The following is a 13,328-nucleotide window of genomic DNA, read 5'->3' on the forward strand; positions in this document are numbered from 1 at the left end:
GCGATGGATGTCATGGATACCACGCGACGCCGTACCCTGCCGCGCGGCGGCTTGTCGCTGCCCTGCATTGGCATGGGCTGCGCGCCGCTGGGCGGCCTGTACCAGCCCGTCTGCGACGCGCAGGCGCGCGCCACGCTTGATGGCGCCTGGGACGCCGGCGTGCGCTTCTTCGACACGGCGCCGTTCTATGGCTATACCCAGTCCGAACACCGGCTGGGCGCGGCGCTGCGCGAGCGGCCCCGCAATGAATTCGTGATCAGTACCAAGGCAGGGCGGCTGATGCGGCCCGACGCCTCCGTGCGCCCCGGAGACGACGGCTTTGCCGCGCCGCTGCCGTTCCGCCCCCATTACGACTACACATATGACGGCGTCCTGCGTTCGCACGACGATAGCCTGCAGAGATTGGGGCTTGAGCGCATTGACATCCTGTTCGTGCACGATATCGGCAAGGTTACGCATGGCGAGCGCGATCAGCAATACTGGCGCCAACTGACGGCCGGTGGCGGCTTTCGCGCGCTGGAGCAGCTGCGCGCCAGCGGCCAGGTGAAAGCCGTGGGCCTGGGCGTCAACGAATGCGACGTCGTGCTACGGGCGATGGCGGAGTTCGACCTCGATTGCACCCTGCTGGCCGGCCGCTACACCTTGCTGGAACAGGCCTCGCTGTCACCGCTGCTGGACGCCTGCGTGGAACGCGGCAACGCCATCGTGGTGGGCGGTCCATTTAATTCCGGCGTGCTGGCCGGTAACGGCAAATTCAATTACGCCGATGCGCCGAGCGCGATACTCGAGCGCGTGGCGCGACTGGACGCCGTTTGCCGCGAATTTGGCGTGCCCTTGCAGGCTGCCGCCTTGCAGTTTCCGCTGGCCCATCCGGCCGTCGCGTCCTGCATCCCGGGCGGCCAGGACCTGGCGCAGCTACGCCAAAACCTGGACTGGTTCGCCACACCGCTGCCCGACGCCCTGTGGCTGGCGCTGCGGGAAGCGGACCTGATTGATGCGCGCGCGCCGCTGCCTACGGGAGTGGCCGCATGATGCGCATCGACGCCCACCAGCACTTCTGGCAGCTTGCCGCGCGTGCCGGCAGCTGGCCGCCGCCATCGCTGGCCGCCATTCACCGCGATTTTTCCCCGGAAGACCTGGCGCCGCTGCTGGCCGAGCATGGCATATCTGGAACCGTGTTGGTGCAATCGCTGCCTTCGGAAGACGATACGTACTGGATGCTGGCGCTGGCCGGACAGGACAGCTTTATCCGCGCCGTGGTGGGCTGGACCGACTTGATGGCGCCTGATGCACCCGTAGCGATTGCGCGCCTGGCGTCGCACGCCAAGCTGAAAGGTTTGCGCCCCATGCTGCAGGACCTGGATGACGATCAGTGGATCGCCGATCCTGCACTGGCGCCAGCTTTGACCGCCATGGTGGAGCAAGGCCTGCGGCTGGACGCGCTGGTGCTGCCGCGCCACTTGCCCGCGCTGCTGCGTTGTGCCCGCAACTATCCGCTGCTTCCCATGGTGATCGACCATGCGGCCAAGCCGCCGATAGCCGATGCCGCCTTCGGCTCCTGGCGCGAAGACATGGCGGAACTGGCCGCGCTGCCGAATGTGCACTGCAAGCTGTCCGGGCTGGTGACGGAGGCCCGGCCTGGCTGGCGCGCGAACGATTTGCAGCCGTATGTGCGGCACGTTCTGGACGTATTCGGCCCCCGGCGCGTGATGTGGGGCAGCGACTGGCCAGTGGTGGACTTGGCCGGCGGATATGCGGCGTGGCTGGCCGCCAGTGTAGCGCTGCTGGCACATCTGGGACAAGAGGATAGAAACGATATTTTTGGACTCAACGCACTGCGCTTTTACGGCATCAACCAGGAAACGCCATGAAAAGAATGGGCATGGTCATCGGCATCGCGCCGGACCGCATCGCTGAATACAAAACCTTGCATGCCGCCGTCTGGCCGCAGGTGCTGGCCAGACTGTCGGCAGCGCATGTCAGCAATTATTCGATCTTCCTGCGCCAGCCGGAAAACCTGCTGTTTGGCTACTGGGAATACCACGGCGAGGATTTTGACGCCGACATGGCGGCCATCGCCGCCGACCCGGAAACGCAGCGCTGGTGGACCTTTTGCGCCCCATGCCAGCTGCCCCTTGCCTCACGCGCCGAGGGCGAGCATTGGGCGATGATGGAACACGTATTTCACATGGCTTAGACCTAAAAAACAAGGAGACAGCATGACCGCCAGACTACAAGGCAAAATCGCCCTGCTCACCGCCGCTGGCCAGGGCATCGGCCGCGCCACGGCCGAAGCGTTCGTGCGTGAAGGCGCTACCGTGATCGCCACCGATATTAACCAGGCCCAGCTCGATGCGCTGAAGGAAGCGACGGGCTGCGCCATCCGCCTGCTCGACGTGACCGATGGCGCGGCGATCACCGCGCTGGCCGACGAGATCGGCCCCGTCGATATCCTGTTCAACTGCGCCGGCTTCGTTGACGGCGGTACGATCCTCGAGTGCGACGAAGCTGCCTGGGATCGTTCCTTCGACATCAACGCCCGCTCCATGTACCGGCTGATACGCGCCGTCCTGCCGGGCATGCTGGCCAGGGGTGCCGGCTCCATCGTCAATATGTCGTCCGTGGCATCGAGCGTGAAGGGGGCGCCGAACCGCTTTATCTACGGCACCTCGAAGGCGGCCGTGGTGGGCATGACAAAATCGGTGGCGGCCGATTTCGTCACGCACGGCATCCGCTGCAATGCGATCTGTCCAGGCACCATCGAGTCGCCCTCGCTGAAGGAGCGCATTGCCGCCCAGGCGGCAGCGACAGGCGTGAGCATAGCTGAGGTGCAGGCCGCCTTCGTGGCGCGCCAGCCGATGGGCAGAGTGGGCCGCGCTACGGAAATTGCCGCCCTGGCTGTCTATCTGGCCTCCGACGAATCCGCTTTTACCACCGGCATGGTGCACGTCATCGATGGCGGCTGGTCCAACTGATTACTACAACGAGAGAAGCACATGAAACTGATGCGTTATGGCGCCAAGGGCGCTGAAAAACCTGCATTGATCGATGCCAACGGCGCCGTGCGCGATTTGTCCGGCGTACTGCCGGACATCACGGGCGCGACCCTGAGCAAGGATAGCCTGGCGAGCCTGGCGGCCCTCGATATCGGCAGCCTGCAGGTGGTGGACTATCCGGGGCGCATCGCGCCGCCATGGAAGGGCGTGGGCAAGTTTTTGTGCGTAGGCCTGAACTATGCCGATCATGCGGCCGAGTCGGGGATGGCAGTGCCGTTGGAACCGGTGTTGTTCATGAAGGCCTCCAGCGCCATCATCGGCGCCAACGACGCGGTGGTGATGCCGCAGGACTCGAAGAAATGCGACTGGGAAGTGGAGCTGGGCGTGGTGATCGGCACCACCGCGCGCTATGTGAGTGTAGACGATGCGCTGTCGCACGTGGCCGGCTACTGCGTCGTCAATGACCTGTCCGAACGCGAATACCAGCTGGAACGCGGCGGCCAGTGGGACAAGGGCAAGGGTTGTGACACCTTCGGCCCGATCGGACCATGGCTGGTGACGGCCGACGAAGTAGCGGACCCGCAAAACCTGGGACTGTGGCTGGAAGTCAACGGCAAGCGCGTTCAGGACGGTAATACTAAAACCATGGTTTTCGGCGTAGCTAACCTGGTCAGCTACATCAGCCGTTTCATGACCTTGTACCCGGGTGACATCATCAGCACCGGCACCCCGCCAGGGGTTGGCATGGGGCAGAAACCGTCGGCCGTGTATCTGAAGCCGGGCGACACCATGCGCCTGGGGATCGAAGGCCTGGGTGAACAGCGTCAGACCGTGCATGCCTGGAATCCGGAACTGATCGACAGTTAACAAAGTGACAGACAGGCGCGCCGCCAAGATGCCTAGACATCGGCGCGCCAGCCTATAGCAGTGGAGTGGAGGAGACACACCATGAAGCAATCCGAAGAGATACTGGCGCTGAACAAGGTCAGCAAGCGCTTTCCCGGCGTGCTGGCGCTGGACAACGTCAGTTTCAGCCTGCGCAAGGGCGAGGCGCATGCGCTGTGCGGCGAAAACGGCGCTGGCAAGTCCACCCTGATGAAGGTGATGAGCGGCGTGTACCAGGCCGACGAGGGAGAACTGGTCTACAAGGGCAAGGTGTGCAGTTTTGCCTGCAGCGTGGATGCGGAAGCGGCCGGCATCGCCATCATCCACCAGGAATTGAACCTTATCCCGCACCTGAGCGTGGCGGAGAATATTTTCCTGGCGCGCGAACCGGTGCGCGGCCTCTTTATCGACCGCAAAAAAATGCACGCCGACGCGCAGGCGCTGCTGGATCGTTTGAAACTGCGCATCGACCCTCGCCAACTGGTCAAGAACCTGTCCTGTGCGCAGCAACAGATGGTGGAAATCGCCAAGGCGCTATCGCTCAATACGGAAGTGCTGATCATGGACGAACCCACGTCCTCGCTGACGGAAAGCGAGACGGGCCAGCTATTCGACATCATCAATGAACTCAAACGCAACGGCGTGAGCGTGGTCTACATCTCGCACCGCCTGGAGGAGATGCAGCACATCATCGACCGGGTGACGGTGCTGCGCGACGGCAAATTCGTCAGCACCGACGATTTTGCCGCCACCACCCTGGATGCCATCGTCGCAAAGATGGTGGGCCGTACCCTGGATGAAAAATTTCCCGACCGCGTATCAAAGCCGACTGATGAAGTACTGCTGAGCGTGAAGGATTTGCACCGCAAGGATGTCTTCGGCCCGCTGAGCTTTGATTTGCGGCGCGGCGAGATACTCGGCTTCTCCGGCCTGATGGGGGCGGGGCGCACGGAAGTGGCGCGCGCCATCTTCGGCGCCGATCCCCTCAGTAGCGGCGCGATCCACTTGGGTGACATGGCGGTGACGATCACTAGCCCCATTGACGCCATCGGACACGGCATTGCCTATCTGTCGGAAGACCGCAAGAGCCACGGCCTGGCGATCCGCATGTCGGTGGCGGCCAACCTGACCTTGACCAATGTAGCGGGGCTGGCTAACCGTTTCGGCTTCATCGATTTCGCCAGGGAAGAGGCGGTGGCGCAGCAGTACATCGCAGCGCTTGGCATCAAGACGCCGACCTCGAAACAGATCGCGCGCAACCTGTCCGGCGGCAACCAGCAAAAGATCGTCATCAGCAAATGGTTGTACCGCGAATCGAAAATCATCTTCTTCGATGAACCCACGCGCGGCATCGATGTGGGTGCCAAGTTCGCCATCTACCAGCTGCTCGACAAGCTCGCTTCGGAAGGCATCGGCGTGGTGCTCATCACGTCCGAGCTGCCCGAGATCATGGGCATGACCGACCGGGTGGCCGTGTTCCATGAAGGGCGTATCAGCGGCATCGTCAATACACGCGAATCGTCGCAGGAAGAGATCATGCAGCTGGCGTCGGGGCGCGTAGTCTGTCCCACCCTTGGCCAGGTGGCAGTCCATTAGAAACAGAAAGCTAAAAAAAATGAATAAAGAACTGATACAAAAATTCGCCGCGCTGGGCAGCCTGTCGCTGTTGCTGCTGGTGTTTTCCCTGACCAGCAACGCCTTTTTCTCCGTCAGCAATGGCATGAGTGTGGCCTTGCAAGTCACGTCGATCGCTTACTTGGGCATTGCCGCCACCTGCGTCATCATCACGGGCGGCATCGACCTCAGTTCCGGTTCCGTGCTGGCGCTGGCTGGTGTGGCCGCCGCGCTCCTGGTCAAGAGTGGCGTGCCCGTGCCAGTCGCGATGCTGGGTGGCATCTTGGTGGGCGCCATGTGCGGCGCTGTCAACGGTTTTTGCATCACGCAATTGAAACTGCCGCCCTTCATCGCCACACTTGGCATGATGCTGATCGCGCGCGGCCTGGCGCTGCAGGTGACGGGCGCGCGCGCCATTTCCGGCCTGGGCGATTCGTTCGGCGAACTCGGTAACGGCGTGCTGTGGCGCATCGAGCGCGACACGGGCGGCACCTTCCCCGAAGTCGTCTTCCCTGGCATTCCGTATCCGGTGGTGCTGATGGTGGTGATCGCCGTGGCCGTCTCCATCATGCTCAGCCGCACCACCTTTGGCCGGCATATCTATGCCGTTGGTTCGAATGCGGAAGCTGCGCGCCTGTCGGGCGTGAAGGTGGGCCGCGTCACCCTGCTGGTATACACATTGTCCGGCGCCTTGTCTGGCCTGACGGGCTGCGTGCTGATGTCGCGCCTGGTGACGGCGCAGCCGAACGAGGGCGTGATGTACGAACTCGATGCGATCGCCAGCGCCGTAATCGGCGGCGCCTCGCTGATCGGCGGCATAGGCACCATTTCCGGCACTGTCATCGGTTCCTTCGTCATCGGCATCCTGCGCAACGGCCTGAATATGAACGGAGTGTCGAGCTTTATCCAGCAAATCATTATCGGACTGGTCATCCTGCTGACCGTCTGGATCGATCAGAAGCGCAACCGCGCCTGAAGCAGCAAGCAGTACGCCGTGAAGTCAATCTACTAAATCTATAATTAAATGAGGACGACAATGAAAACCATCAAAGCTGTGTCGCTCGGTCTGTTGACCGCAGCCTTTGCCCTGAGCTCCAGCGCTGCCTTCTCCGCCCCGGGCGAGATCGCCGTGATTGTCAAGACGACCAATTCCAACTACTGGCAAAACGTCAAGAAGGGCGCCACGGCCAGCGCCGCCGATGCCAAGGGCTACAGCCTGACCTTCCAGGGACCCGCCTCGGAATCGGCCATCGCCGACCAGGTCAGCATGGTGGAAAACGCCGTCACGCGCAAAGTGGCCGGCATCGTGCTGGCCGCGTCGGACCCGGACGCGCTGGTGCCGGCCTTGAAGAAGGCGTGGGAAGCGAAGATTCCCGTTGTGCTGATCGATTCGCTGGTGGCCGACAGCGGCAAGCGCTACTACCAGTCTTTCCTGTCGACGGACAATGAAGCGGCCGGCGAGCAAAGCGCCAAGGCCCTCATTTCCCAGGTCGGCAAGACGGGCAAGATCGCCGTGATGTCATATGTGGCGGGCGCCGGTTCCGAGACGGGCAGGGTGGGCGGCTTCAAGCGCTATATCGAAAAGAACTCGCAGCTGCAGATCGTCGGCACGTATTACTCGCAGTCGCAGATGGCCACGGCGCTGAACCAGACGACCGACGTGCTAGCCTCGAACCCAGACTTGAAGGGCATCTTCGGCGCCAATGAGCCGACAGCCGTGGGCATGGGTCGTGCCATTGCGCAGGCGGGCAAGGCTGGCAAGGTGATCGCCGTGGGCTTCGACGGCAATGAAGACCTGAAAAACTTCGTCAAGGACGGCACTCTGTACGCGACCGCCGTGCAGGGTTCCTACTCGATGGGCGCGCTGGGCGTGAAGACCCTCGTCAGCCTGATCGAGGGAAAGAAGGTCGCGCCTTTCGTCAACACGGGCGTGGTGATCGTCACCAAGGCCAATGTCGATCTGCCGGAAGCGAAGAACGTTCTGTATTGAGCGTCAGCTGATTGTCAGGCGCTGCTTCAATTCCTTGAGCAGCGTGCCGGTCTTGGCAGTGAGCTGGCGCGCCAGCGGCCACGCCAGGGAGAGCGGCAAGCCTGGCGTGGCGCAGGCAGGCAGTACTTCGACGATGGCGCCACTGGCCAGGTGTTCCTGCACCAGCCAGGTCGCCTGCTGCGCGATGCCCAGGCCAGCCAGCACGGCGGCGGTCTGCGCCTCGGCGTCACCCACCGTCAGGCGTGGACGGACCGCGCGCCGTTCCACCCCGTCCTCGCCGGCAAACAGCCATGGCGCCGCCGTGCCGTCGCCCCGGCCATAGGCGATGCAGTCGTGGCCATCGAGATCGGCGATGGTGACCGGCGTGCCGCGCCGCTCCAGGTAGGCGGGCGCCGCGCAAAAGATCAGGCGCTCTTCGCCCAAAGGCATCTGCCCCAGCGTTTGCGGCCAGTTGCCAGGTGCGCCGATGCGCACGGCGATATCGATGCGCTCCTCGAACAGGTCGACGAAGCGGTCGCTGAAGGCGATCGACGGCTGCAAGCGCGGATACTGCGCGCACAGCTCCAGCAGGGCCGGCATCACGCGCAGCCGGCCATACGAGGCGGGCACGCCGATGCGCACCTTGCCGGCCAGTTCGGTCGCGTGTTCAGCCAGGACGTCTTCCGCGTCCGCCAGTTCCTGCAGCACGCGCTTGCAGGTGGCGTAGTAGGCGCGCCCAGCATCGCTCAGTTTCAGCCGGCGCGTGCTGCGTTCGAACAGCAGCACGCCCAGCCGTTCTTCCAGCCGCGCCACGCTCTTGCTGACGGCCGAACTGCTCAGGTGCAGGCGCTCGGCCGCCTTGGTAAAACTGCCCGCGTCGGCCGTGGCGAGGAAGGGCGTGAGGCCCTTTAAATGTTCCGATGAAAACATGATTCGAGAATTTTATTCATGAATGAGGTGAAATAGTATCGTAGATAAGAAGTTCAGTCGCGGATATGATGGTTTTTTCTTTTGGAGGCTTTCTCTCATGCAAAAACACGCCCTCATCATCGGCGCCAGCGGCGTCATCGGCAGCAACCTGGCCACGCATTTGTTGGCGCAAGGCTGGCAGGTGACAGGCGTCTCGCGGGGGCGCACGCCAGTCCCCGCCGGCTGCACGGCCTTGCCGCTCGATGCGACGGATGGCGCCGCCGTCGCCTCGGCGCTGGCGGGCCTGGACGCCAGCCACGTCTTCTTCACGGCCTGGGCGCGCCAGGACAACGAGCAGGAAAACATCCGCGTCAACGGCGCCATGGTGGCCAATGTGCTGGCCGCGCTGGGACCGCAGGGCCACTTGCGCCATGTAGCGCTGGTGACGGGCCTCAAGCATTACCTGGGACCGTTCGATGCGTATGGACAGGGCAGCGTGCCCGTCACGCCCTTCCGCGAAGAGCAGGGCCGCCAGGACATCGACAATTTCTATTACGAGCAGGAAGACCGTTTGTTCGCAGCCGCCGCCCAGTACGGCTTTACGTGGAGCGTGCACCGCCCGCACACCATCATCGGCTACGCGCTGGGCAATGCCATGAACATGGGCCTGACCCTGGCTGTGTATGCGAACCTGTGCAAGGCCAGCGGCCAGCCTTTTGTGTTTCCCGGTTCATCCGCACAGTGGCATGGCCTGTCCGACATGACGGATGCGGGCCAGATCGCGCGCCACCTGGCGTGGGCTGCCGATAGCCCGGCCGCGCGCAACGAGGACTTCAATATCGTCAATGGCGACGTGTTCCGCTGGAAGTGGCTGTGGCCCCGCCTGGCAGCGTACTTCGGCGTGGCAGCGGCGGACTTGCCGGAGACCATCGCGCCCCTGGCCGGCCGCATGCAGGATGCGCCTGCACAATGGCGTGCCATTGCGCAGCAGCATGATCTGGTGGAAACGGACATCAGCCGCCTCGTTTCCTGGTGGCATACGGATGCCGACCTGGGGCGGCCGATGGAAGTGATGACGGACATGGGCAAGAGCCGCAAGGCGGGCTTTCTTGATTACCAGGATACGCCGGATGCCTTCTTCAATCTGTTTGAGAAGTTGAAGGCGCAGCGCATTATTCCGCGCTGACCCGGTCGTGGCCAATCATGTCGTCGGCTTACGCCGTTCAGGCTAAGCCGACCTACCGGGCCATCGTGGTAGTGCGTAGGTCGGGTTAGCGCGCAAGCGCGTAAGCCGACATTCCCACATGCTATTCGGGCTTGCGCCGCTCCTGCGCCCGCTGCCATTCCAGGCCCGGGCGGTCGACGCGGAATTGCAGCAGGCGTCCCTGCACCACTTCCGTCACGTAGGCCGTGCGGCCATCGGGGCCGCCAAAGGTGATGTTGCTGGGCTTGGCGCCGGGTACGCTGATCTCGCGCAAGATGCGCCCTTGCGGCGACAGTTTCACCACCGTGCCCTTGCCGTAGCGCGTCACGTACAGGTTGCCATCGACGTCCACGCGCATGCCATCCATGCCAAAATCGTCAAACTTGATCAGCAGGCGCTTGCCGCTCAGGCTGCCGTCGGCGGCGATGTCATACATCCAGATATTGCGCTGCACGCTTTCGTTCACGTACAACATCTTGCCGTCAGGGCTCACTTCGATGCCGTTGGCCGTGCCCATGGTGTCGAGCGCCAGGGTCACCGTGCCGTCCTGCGCGATGCGCCACACGCGCCCCGTGTTTTCCTTCCAGTTCGGGTCGCTCGCATACAGCACGTCATCCTGCGTGATGGCGATGTCGTTTGGCTGCGTCATGCGCGGCTCGCGCGCGTGGATGGTGAGCGCGCGCGTGCCCGGATCGACCAGGTATATCGTGTGTTCCATGTAGTCGGCCAGATACATCTGCCCACGGCTGCCGAAGCGGATGCCGTTGGCGATGCTGGTGCCGGGCAGGGTCAGGAACACCTCGCCAGTGCCGCCGGGGCTGACCTTGCCGATGGTTTGCTGGCGCGCAAAGTTGACGGCGTAGATATTGCCTTCCGCATCCACTGCCGGCCCTTCTATGCCCTTGGTAAAGGAATGCGCGGGCGTGAAGGTGGTCGTGAGAAACAGCGTCTCGTGCGCGGGCTGGCTGGCGCAGGCGGACAGGTTGGCCAGCGCGGTGGCCAGCACGGCGGTGCGCAGCCAGGGCAGGGCGGTTCGGGAATCGTGCATCAAGGATCTCTGTATGGCAAAGGTGGCGTATGTTACCCGACGCGCGCCAGTCGGGGCGCCAGTCTACGCCTCACCCCATGCCGCCACCCTAGGCCGCCACCACCACCACCAGGTCGGGGAAGTCGTCTTGCCAGCCAGCCCATGCGTCCTGCAGGTGCGCGTGCATGCCGGCGCGTTCTTGCGCCAGATCAAACTCGTCGGCGCTGGCCAGCAGAAAATGGGCAATGGCGCGCAGGGTAGCCGGGTCGGCGTGGATGGTCACGTCGGAACAGGGCAGGGGGCGCTCGGCGGCCTGGTCTTGCAGATAGCAATGCAGCGATAAATGTGGCGTCATGGGTGTCAATTGTTGGTGTGAAAGCCCAGCATGGCGTGCGCCAGCAGGTCGGCGCGCGCGGCCGCCTGTTCGGCGTGCGAGAGGAAGCAGTGGATCCGGCCATGCTGCTGTTCGCAGCGGCCATGGGCTTGCGTGGCCGCGCGCAATTCTTCTCGTAATTTCTCTGCGCGAATTTGACGACCTTGCCGCGCCTGCTGCCGTAGCGTTCGACGCGCTCGCCTGTCTGCGCGAACCAGGCAAACAGTTGCGCGCTGGCCGAAGCGGGAATGAAAGGACTATCCTGGGTGAATTCGCCGACGAGGAAATGGTATTGGTCCATACGGCAATGCACGGAGAGGGTATCGAGGGGCATACTTTTGCATGGGATGCCAAATGCTGTCAATGCGTTCCTGCGGGCCCACTTCAAGCGACCTGATGCGTATGTATTTGATTTAAATGAGATTCGCGCCGCATTGCGGTTACACTAAGTCTGACTATACTTCAATAACAGCCATGGTTCTTGTTCACGGCGGCGCTGGCAATCCCACGGAGGCATCATGTCTTATGCGAATCCCACCACCCATAATGGGTTCCTGATCTCGGCCTACGCCTGCGAACTGCCCGAGGGGTGCTGGCAGGGACAGTTGGTGCTGAGCAAGTGCGGCTTTGAAGATGTCCGGCAAGCCAATCTGGAAAATCGCAGCACGCGGCACGAGGCGGAGCAATCGGCCCTGGCCATGGGGTGGCAGCTCGCCAATTACGTGCTACCCCTGCGCACTGTTGACGATAAGTAATCTAATTCTTTCATTTCGTAAGGAAAATAGAGTATCGTGCTCAGGTAGAAAGCAATACACCGTATGCAGCAATAGAGCTGGCGTGCGCGGCGATGTCTGAGTGAGCGCCGCGGAGCGAAGAGTTGTCCTTGAGGCCGGCCCCCACAAGCCGGACACCGTCACCATGCACCACACAGCACTCTCGCCGGATCCTGAGGATGCGCCCGCCCAGCAGTTGCCAGCCGAGCCAAATTTGCATGACTTGCACGGTCGTGAAGTCAAGCTGCTGCGCGAAACGATCAATCAATTGTTGATCATGGCCAAGATGCAGGTGCAGGAGAAGGAGAAGGATAAATCCGACGCCTTCGGCCTGTTGATCATGCAGTTGCGCGAAGCCAATCAAAACCTGGTGCTGGCAACGTTTGGTGCACAGGACATGCAAGCTTCCGCTGAAGCGACGACCGTGCGCCAGACGGAGTTCCTGGCCATGCTGGCGCATGAGTTGCGCAATCCCTTGCAGCCGCTGGCGATGGCCAATGACTTGCTGGCCAAGAAGGTCGACCTCGATCCCCAGCTGGCGCACGTGCATGGCGTGATCGGCCGTCAGGTGGCGCACATGGCGCGCCTGATCGACGACTTGCTCGATGCATCGCGCGTCAGCAGCGGTAAGATCACCTTGCAACTGGCGCCTATCCTGCTGAGCGACATCATCGCCAGTGCCGTGGAAGTTGGCCAGGCCAGCATCAGTCTACGCCAGCAAGTGCTGAGCGTGAGCTTGCCGAAGGAAGCACTGGTCATCGAAGGAGATCTGGTGCGCCTGACGCAGGTGTTTGCCAACTTGCTCATCAATGCAAGCAAGTTTACGCACGAGTTTGGCCATATCGACATCGTCGTCAGGCGCCAAGATGATTTGGTGGAAATTGCCGTCAGCGACGATGGCGCCGGCATCGCCCTCGATATCCAGCCCTTCATCTTCGATTTGTTTACCCAAGGCTTCCGCTCGCTGGAGCGGGCGCAGGGCGGCTTGGGCATCGGTCTGTCGCTGGTGCGCATCATTACCCAGTTGCATGGCGGCACCGTGGACGTGTTCAGCGCTGGGGTCGGCTTTGGCAGCCAGTTTGTCTTGCAGTTGCCCTTGTCGTCGCTGGCACCGCTGTCGCAGGGGATGCAGGCGGAACCTGCGGCGTGCGCATTGCCGCGCCGCGTACTGCTGATCGAAGATAATGCCGATGCGGCGGAAATGCTGGCGCTGCTGCTGACGCAGGACGGCCACCATGTCGACGTGCGCAATGACGGCCCCAGTGGCTTGCGTGCCGCGCTCGATGCGACCTATGATGTGATCGTGTGCGATATCGGCTTGCCGGGCATGGATGGCTTCCAGGTCATCAGTGCGACACGCGCGGCCCTGGTGCCGCCTCTGCCATGCTTTGTCGCCGCATCCGGCTACAGCCAGCTTGGCGAGTACGACCGCGCCGGCGAGGCAGGGTTTGACCATTACTTGGTAAAACCCATCAATATCGACGCCTTGTTGAAAATAATCACGGCAAAGGCTCCGCGCTGATGGGTGAAGGAGCCCTGATGCTTTTTTTTAATATGGTCCAAGCACCGAAAACCGCA

15 protein-coding genes are annotated in these 13,328 nt (G+C 62.6%); 12 read left to right on the forward strand and 3 right to left on the reverse strand.

From position 1 onward, the window contains the following. Positions 1–12 precede the first annotated feature (12 nt). The 8 genes from CLU92_RS26030 (at position 13) to CLU92_RS26065 (ending at position 7,485) form a co-directional block, all read left to right on the forward strand. Positions 13–1,032 carry an aldo/keto reductase gene (locus CLU92_RS26030; RefSeq protein WP_373918807.1) on the forward strand — a complete coding sequence of 340 codons (1,020 nt, stop codon included), beginning with the start codon at positions 13–15 and terminating at the stop codon, positions 1,030–1,032. Next, positions 1,029–1,871, forward strand: a complete 843-nt coding sequence (locus tag CLU92_RS26035; protein WP_218973474.1) for an amidohydrolase — start codon at positions 1,029–1,031, stop codon at positions 1,869–1,871. The genes CLU92_RS26030 and CLU92_RS26035 overlap by 4 nt, the downstream gene beginning before the upstream one ends. Continuing rightward, positions 1,868–2,197 carry an L-rhamnose mutarotase gene (locus tag CLU92_RS26040; RefSeq protein WP_101484222.1) on the forward strand — a complete coding sequence of 110 codons (330 nt, stop codon included), beginning with the start codon at positions 1,868–1,870 and terminating at the stop codon, positions 2,195–2,197. Before CLU92_RS26035 ends, CLU92_RS26040 begins: the two co-directional genes overlap by 4 nt. A 22-nt stretch (positions 2,198–2,219) precedes the next feature. Next, positions 2,220–2,975 carry an SDR family oxidoreductase gene (locus tag CLU92_RS26045; RefSeq protein ID WP_101484223.1) on the forward strand — a complete coding sequence of 252 codons (756 nt, stop codon included), beginning with the start codon at positions 2,220–2,222 and terminating at the stop codon, positions 2,973–2,975. A gap of 21 nt (positions 2,976–2,996) precedes the next feature. Beyond that, the gene (locus CLU92_RS26050) at positions 2,997–3,863 is read left to right on the forward strand and encodes a fumarylacetoacetate hydrolase family protein (RefSeq protein WP_101484224.1); all 867 of its coding nucleotides are present in this window, start codon (positions 2,997–2,999) and stop codon (positions 3,861–3,863) included. A gap of 81 nt (positions 3,864–3,944) precedes the next feature. Continuing rightward, positions 3,945–5,477 (forward strand): sugar ABC transporter ATP-binding protein, encoded by a 1,533-nt coding sequence (locus CLU92_RS26055; RefSeq protein ID WP_101484225.1) that lies wholly within the window; start codon positions 3,945–3,947, stop codon positions 5,475–5,477. Positions 5,478–5,496: 19 nt separating this feature from the next. Next, entirely contained in the window at positions 5,497–6,471 is a 975-nt protein-coding gene (locus CLU92_RS26060) for an ABC transporter permease (RefSeq protein ID WP_101484226.1), read from the forward strand. A gap of 60 nt (positions 6,472–6,531) precedes the next feature. Next, complete coding sequence (locus tag CLU92_RS26065; protein ID WP_101484227.1) at positions 6,532–7,485, forward strand: ABC transporter substrate-binding protein; 954 nt, start codon at positions 6,532–6,534, stop codon at positions 7,483–7,485. A 3-nt stretch (positions 7,486–7,488) separates the two neighbouring features. On the opposite strand, the gene CLU92_RS26070 is transcribed toward CLU92_RS26065, so the two are convergent. After that, the gene (locus CLU92_RS26070; protein WP_101484228.1) at positions 7,489–8,394 is read right to left on the reverse strand and encodes a LysR family transcriptional regulator; all 906 of its coding nucleotides are present in this window, start codon (positions 8,392–8,394) and stop codon (positions 7,489–7,491) included. A gap of 97 nt (positions 8,395–8,491) precedes the next feature. Here CLU92_RS26070 and CLU92_RS26075 point away from each other — a divergent pair, with 97 nt between their 5' ends. Next, complete coding sequence (locus CLU92_RS26075; protein ID WP_101484229.1) at positions 8,492–9,559, forward strand: SDR family oxidoreductase; 1,068 nt, start codon at positions 8,492–8,494, stop codon at positions 9,557–9,559. 121 nt (positions 9,560–9,680) lie between these two features. On the opposite strand, the gene CLU92_RS26080 is transcribed toward CLU92_RS26075, so the two are convergent. Both CLU92_RS26080 and CLU92_RS26085 read right to left on the reverse strand, forming a co-directional pair. Continuing rightward, on the reverse strand, positions 9,681–10,625 hold the full coding sequence (locus tag CLU92_RS26080) for an SMP-30/gluconolactonase/LRE family protein (protein WP_180338589.1): 945 nt from the start codon (positions 10,623–10,625) through the stop codon (positions 9,681–9,683). An 88-nt stretch (positions 10,626–10,713) separates the two neighbouring features. Continuing rightward, positions 10,714–10,959 carry a hypothetical protein gene (locus CLU92_RS26085; RefSeq protein ID WP_101484230.1) on the reverse strand — a complete coding sequence of 82 codons (246 nt, stop codon included), beginning with the start codon at positions 10,957–10,959 and terminating at the stop codon, positions 10,714–10,716. Between the two features lie 2 nt (positions 10,960–10,961). On the opposite strand from CLU92_RS26085, the gene CLU92_RS27915 reads away from it, so the two are divergent. The 3 genes from CLU92_RS27915 (at position 10,962) to CLU92_RS26095 (ending at position 13,272) form a co-directional block, all read left to right on the forward strand. Next, a complete protein-coding gene (locus tag CLU92_RS27915) occupies positions 10,962–11,117 on the forward strand; it encodes a hypothetical protein (protein ID WP_166674909.1) in 156 nt (51 codons plus the stop codon). 378 nt (positions 11,118–11,495) lie between these two features. Continuing rightward, on the forward strand, positions 11,496–11,732 hold the full coding sequence (locus tag CLU92_RS26090) for a hypothetical protein (RefSeq protein WP_101484231.1): 237 nt from the start codon (positions 11,496–11,498) through the stop codon (positions 11,730–11,732). Positions 11,733–11,895: 163 nt separating this feature from the next. After that, positions 11,896–13,272, forward strand: coding sequence for a hybrid sensor histidine kinase/response regulator (locus tag CLU92_RS26095; RefSeq protein WP_257562060.1), 1,377 nt, complete (start codon positions 11,896–11,898; stop codon positions 13,270–13,272). Positions 13,273–13,328: the final 56 nt, after the last annotated feature.

It is taken from the genome of Janthinobacterium sp. 61 (genome assembly GCF_002846335.1).
In the GTDB taxonomy this organism is placed as follows: domain Bacteria; phylum Pseudomonadota; class Gammaproteobacteria; order Burkholderiales; family Burkholderiaceae_D; genus Janthinobacterium.

What these genes read in the sequence shown, in the direction of transcription:
- CLU92_RS26030 (WP_373918807.1), top strand. Translation starts at nt 13, where the DNA reads ATGGATACCACGCGACGCCGTACCCTGCCGCGCGGCGGCTTGTCGCTG.
- CLU92_RS26035 (WP_218973474.1), top strand. Translation starts at nt 1,029, where the DNA reads ATGATGCGCATCGACGCCCACCAGCACTTCTGGCAGCTTGCCGCGCGT.
- CLU92_RS26040 (WP_101484222.1), top strand. Translation starts at nt 1,868, where the DNA reads ATGAAAAGAATGGGCATGGTCATCGGCATCGCGCCGGACCGCATCGCT.
- CLU92_RS26045 (WP_101484223.1), top strand. Translation starts at nt 2,220, where the DNA reads ATGACCGCCAGACTACAAGGCAAAATCGCCCTGCTCACCGCCGCTGGC.
- CLU92_RS26050 (WP_101484224.1), top strand. Translation starts at nt 2,997, where the DNA reads ATGAAACTGATGCGTTATGGCGCCAAGGGCGCTGAAAAACCTGCATTG.
- CLU92_RS26055 (WP_101484225.1), top strand. Translation starts at nt 3,945, where the DNA reads ATGAAGCAATCCGAAGAGATACTGGCGCTGAACAAGGTCAGCAAGCGC.
- CLU92_RS26060 (WP_101484226.1), top strand. Translation starts at nt 5,497, where the DNA reads ATGAATAAAGAACTGATACAAAAATTCGCCGCGCTGGGCAGCCTGTCG.
- CLU92_RS26065 (WP_101484227.1), top strand. Translation starts at nt 6,532, where the DNA reads ATGAAAACCATCAAAGCTGTGTCGCTCGGTCTGTTGACCGCAGCCTTT.
- CLU92_RS26070 (WP_101484228.1), bottom strand. Translation starts at nt 8,394, where the DNA reads ATGTTTTCATCGGAACATTTAAAGGGCCTCACGCCCTTCCTCGCCACG.
- CLU92_RS26075 (WP_101484229.1), top strand. Translation starts at nt 8,492, where the DNA reads ATGCAAAAACACGCCCTCATCATCGGCGCCAGCGGCGTCATCGGCAGC.
- CLU92_RS26080 (WP_180338589.1), bottom strand. Translation starts at nt 10,625, where the DNA reads ATGCACGATTCCCGAACCGCCCTGCCCTGGCTGCGCACCGCCGTGCTG.
- CLU92_RS26085 (WP_101484230.1), bottom strand. Translation starts at nt 10,959, where the DNA reads ATGACGCCACATTTATCGCTGCATTGCTATCTGCAAGACCAGGCCGCC.
- CLU92_RS26090 (WP_101484231.1), top strand. Translation starts at nt 11,496, where the DNA reads ATGTCTTATGCGAATCCCACCACCCATAATGGGTTCCTGATCTCGGCC.
- CLU92_RS26095 (WP_257562060.1), top strand. Translation starts at nt 11,896, where the DNA reads ATGCACCACACAGCACTCTCGCCGGATCCTGAGGATGCGCCCGCCCAG.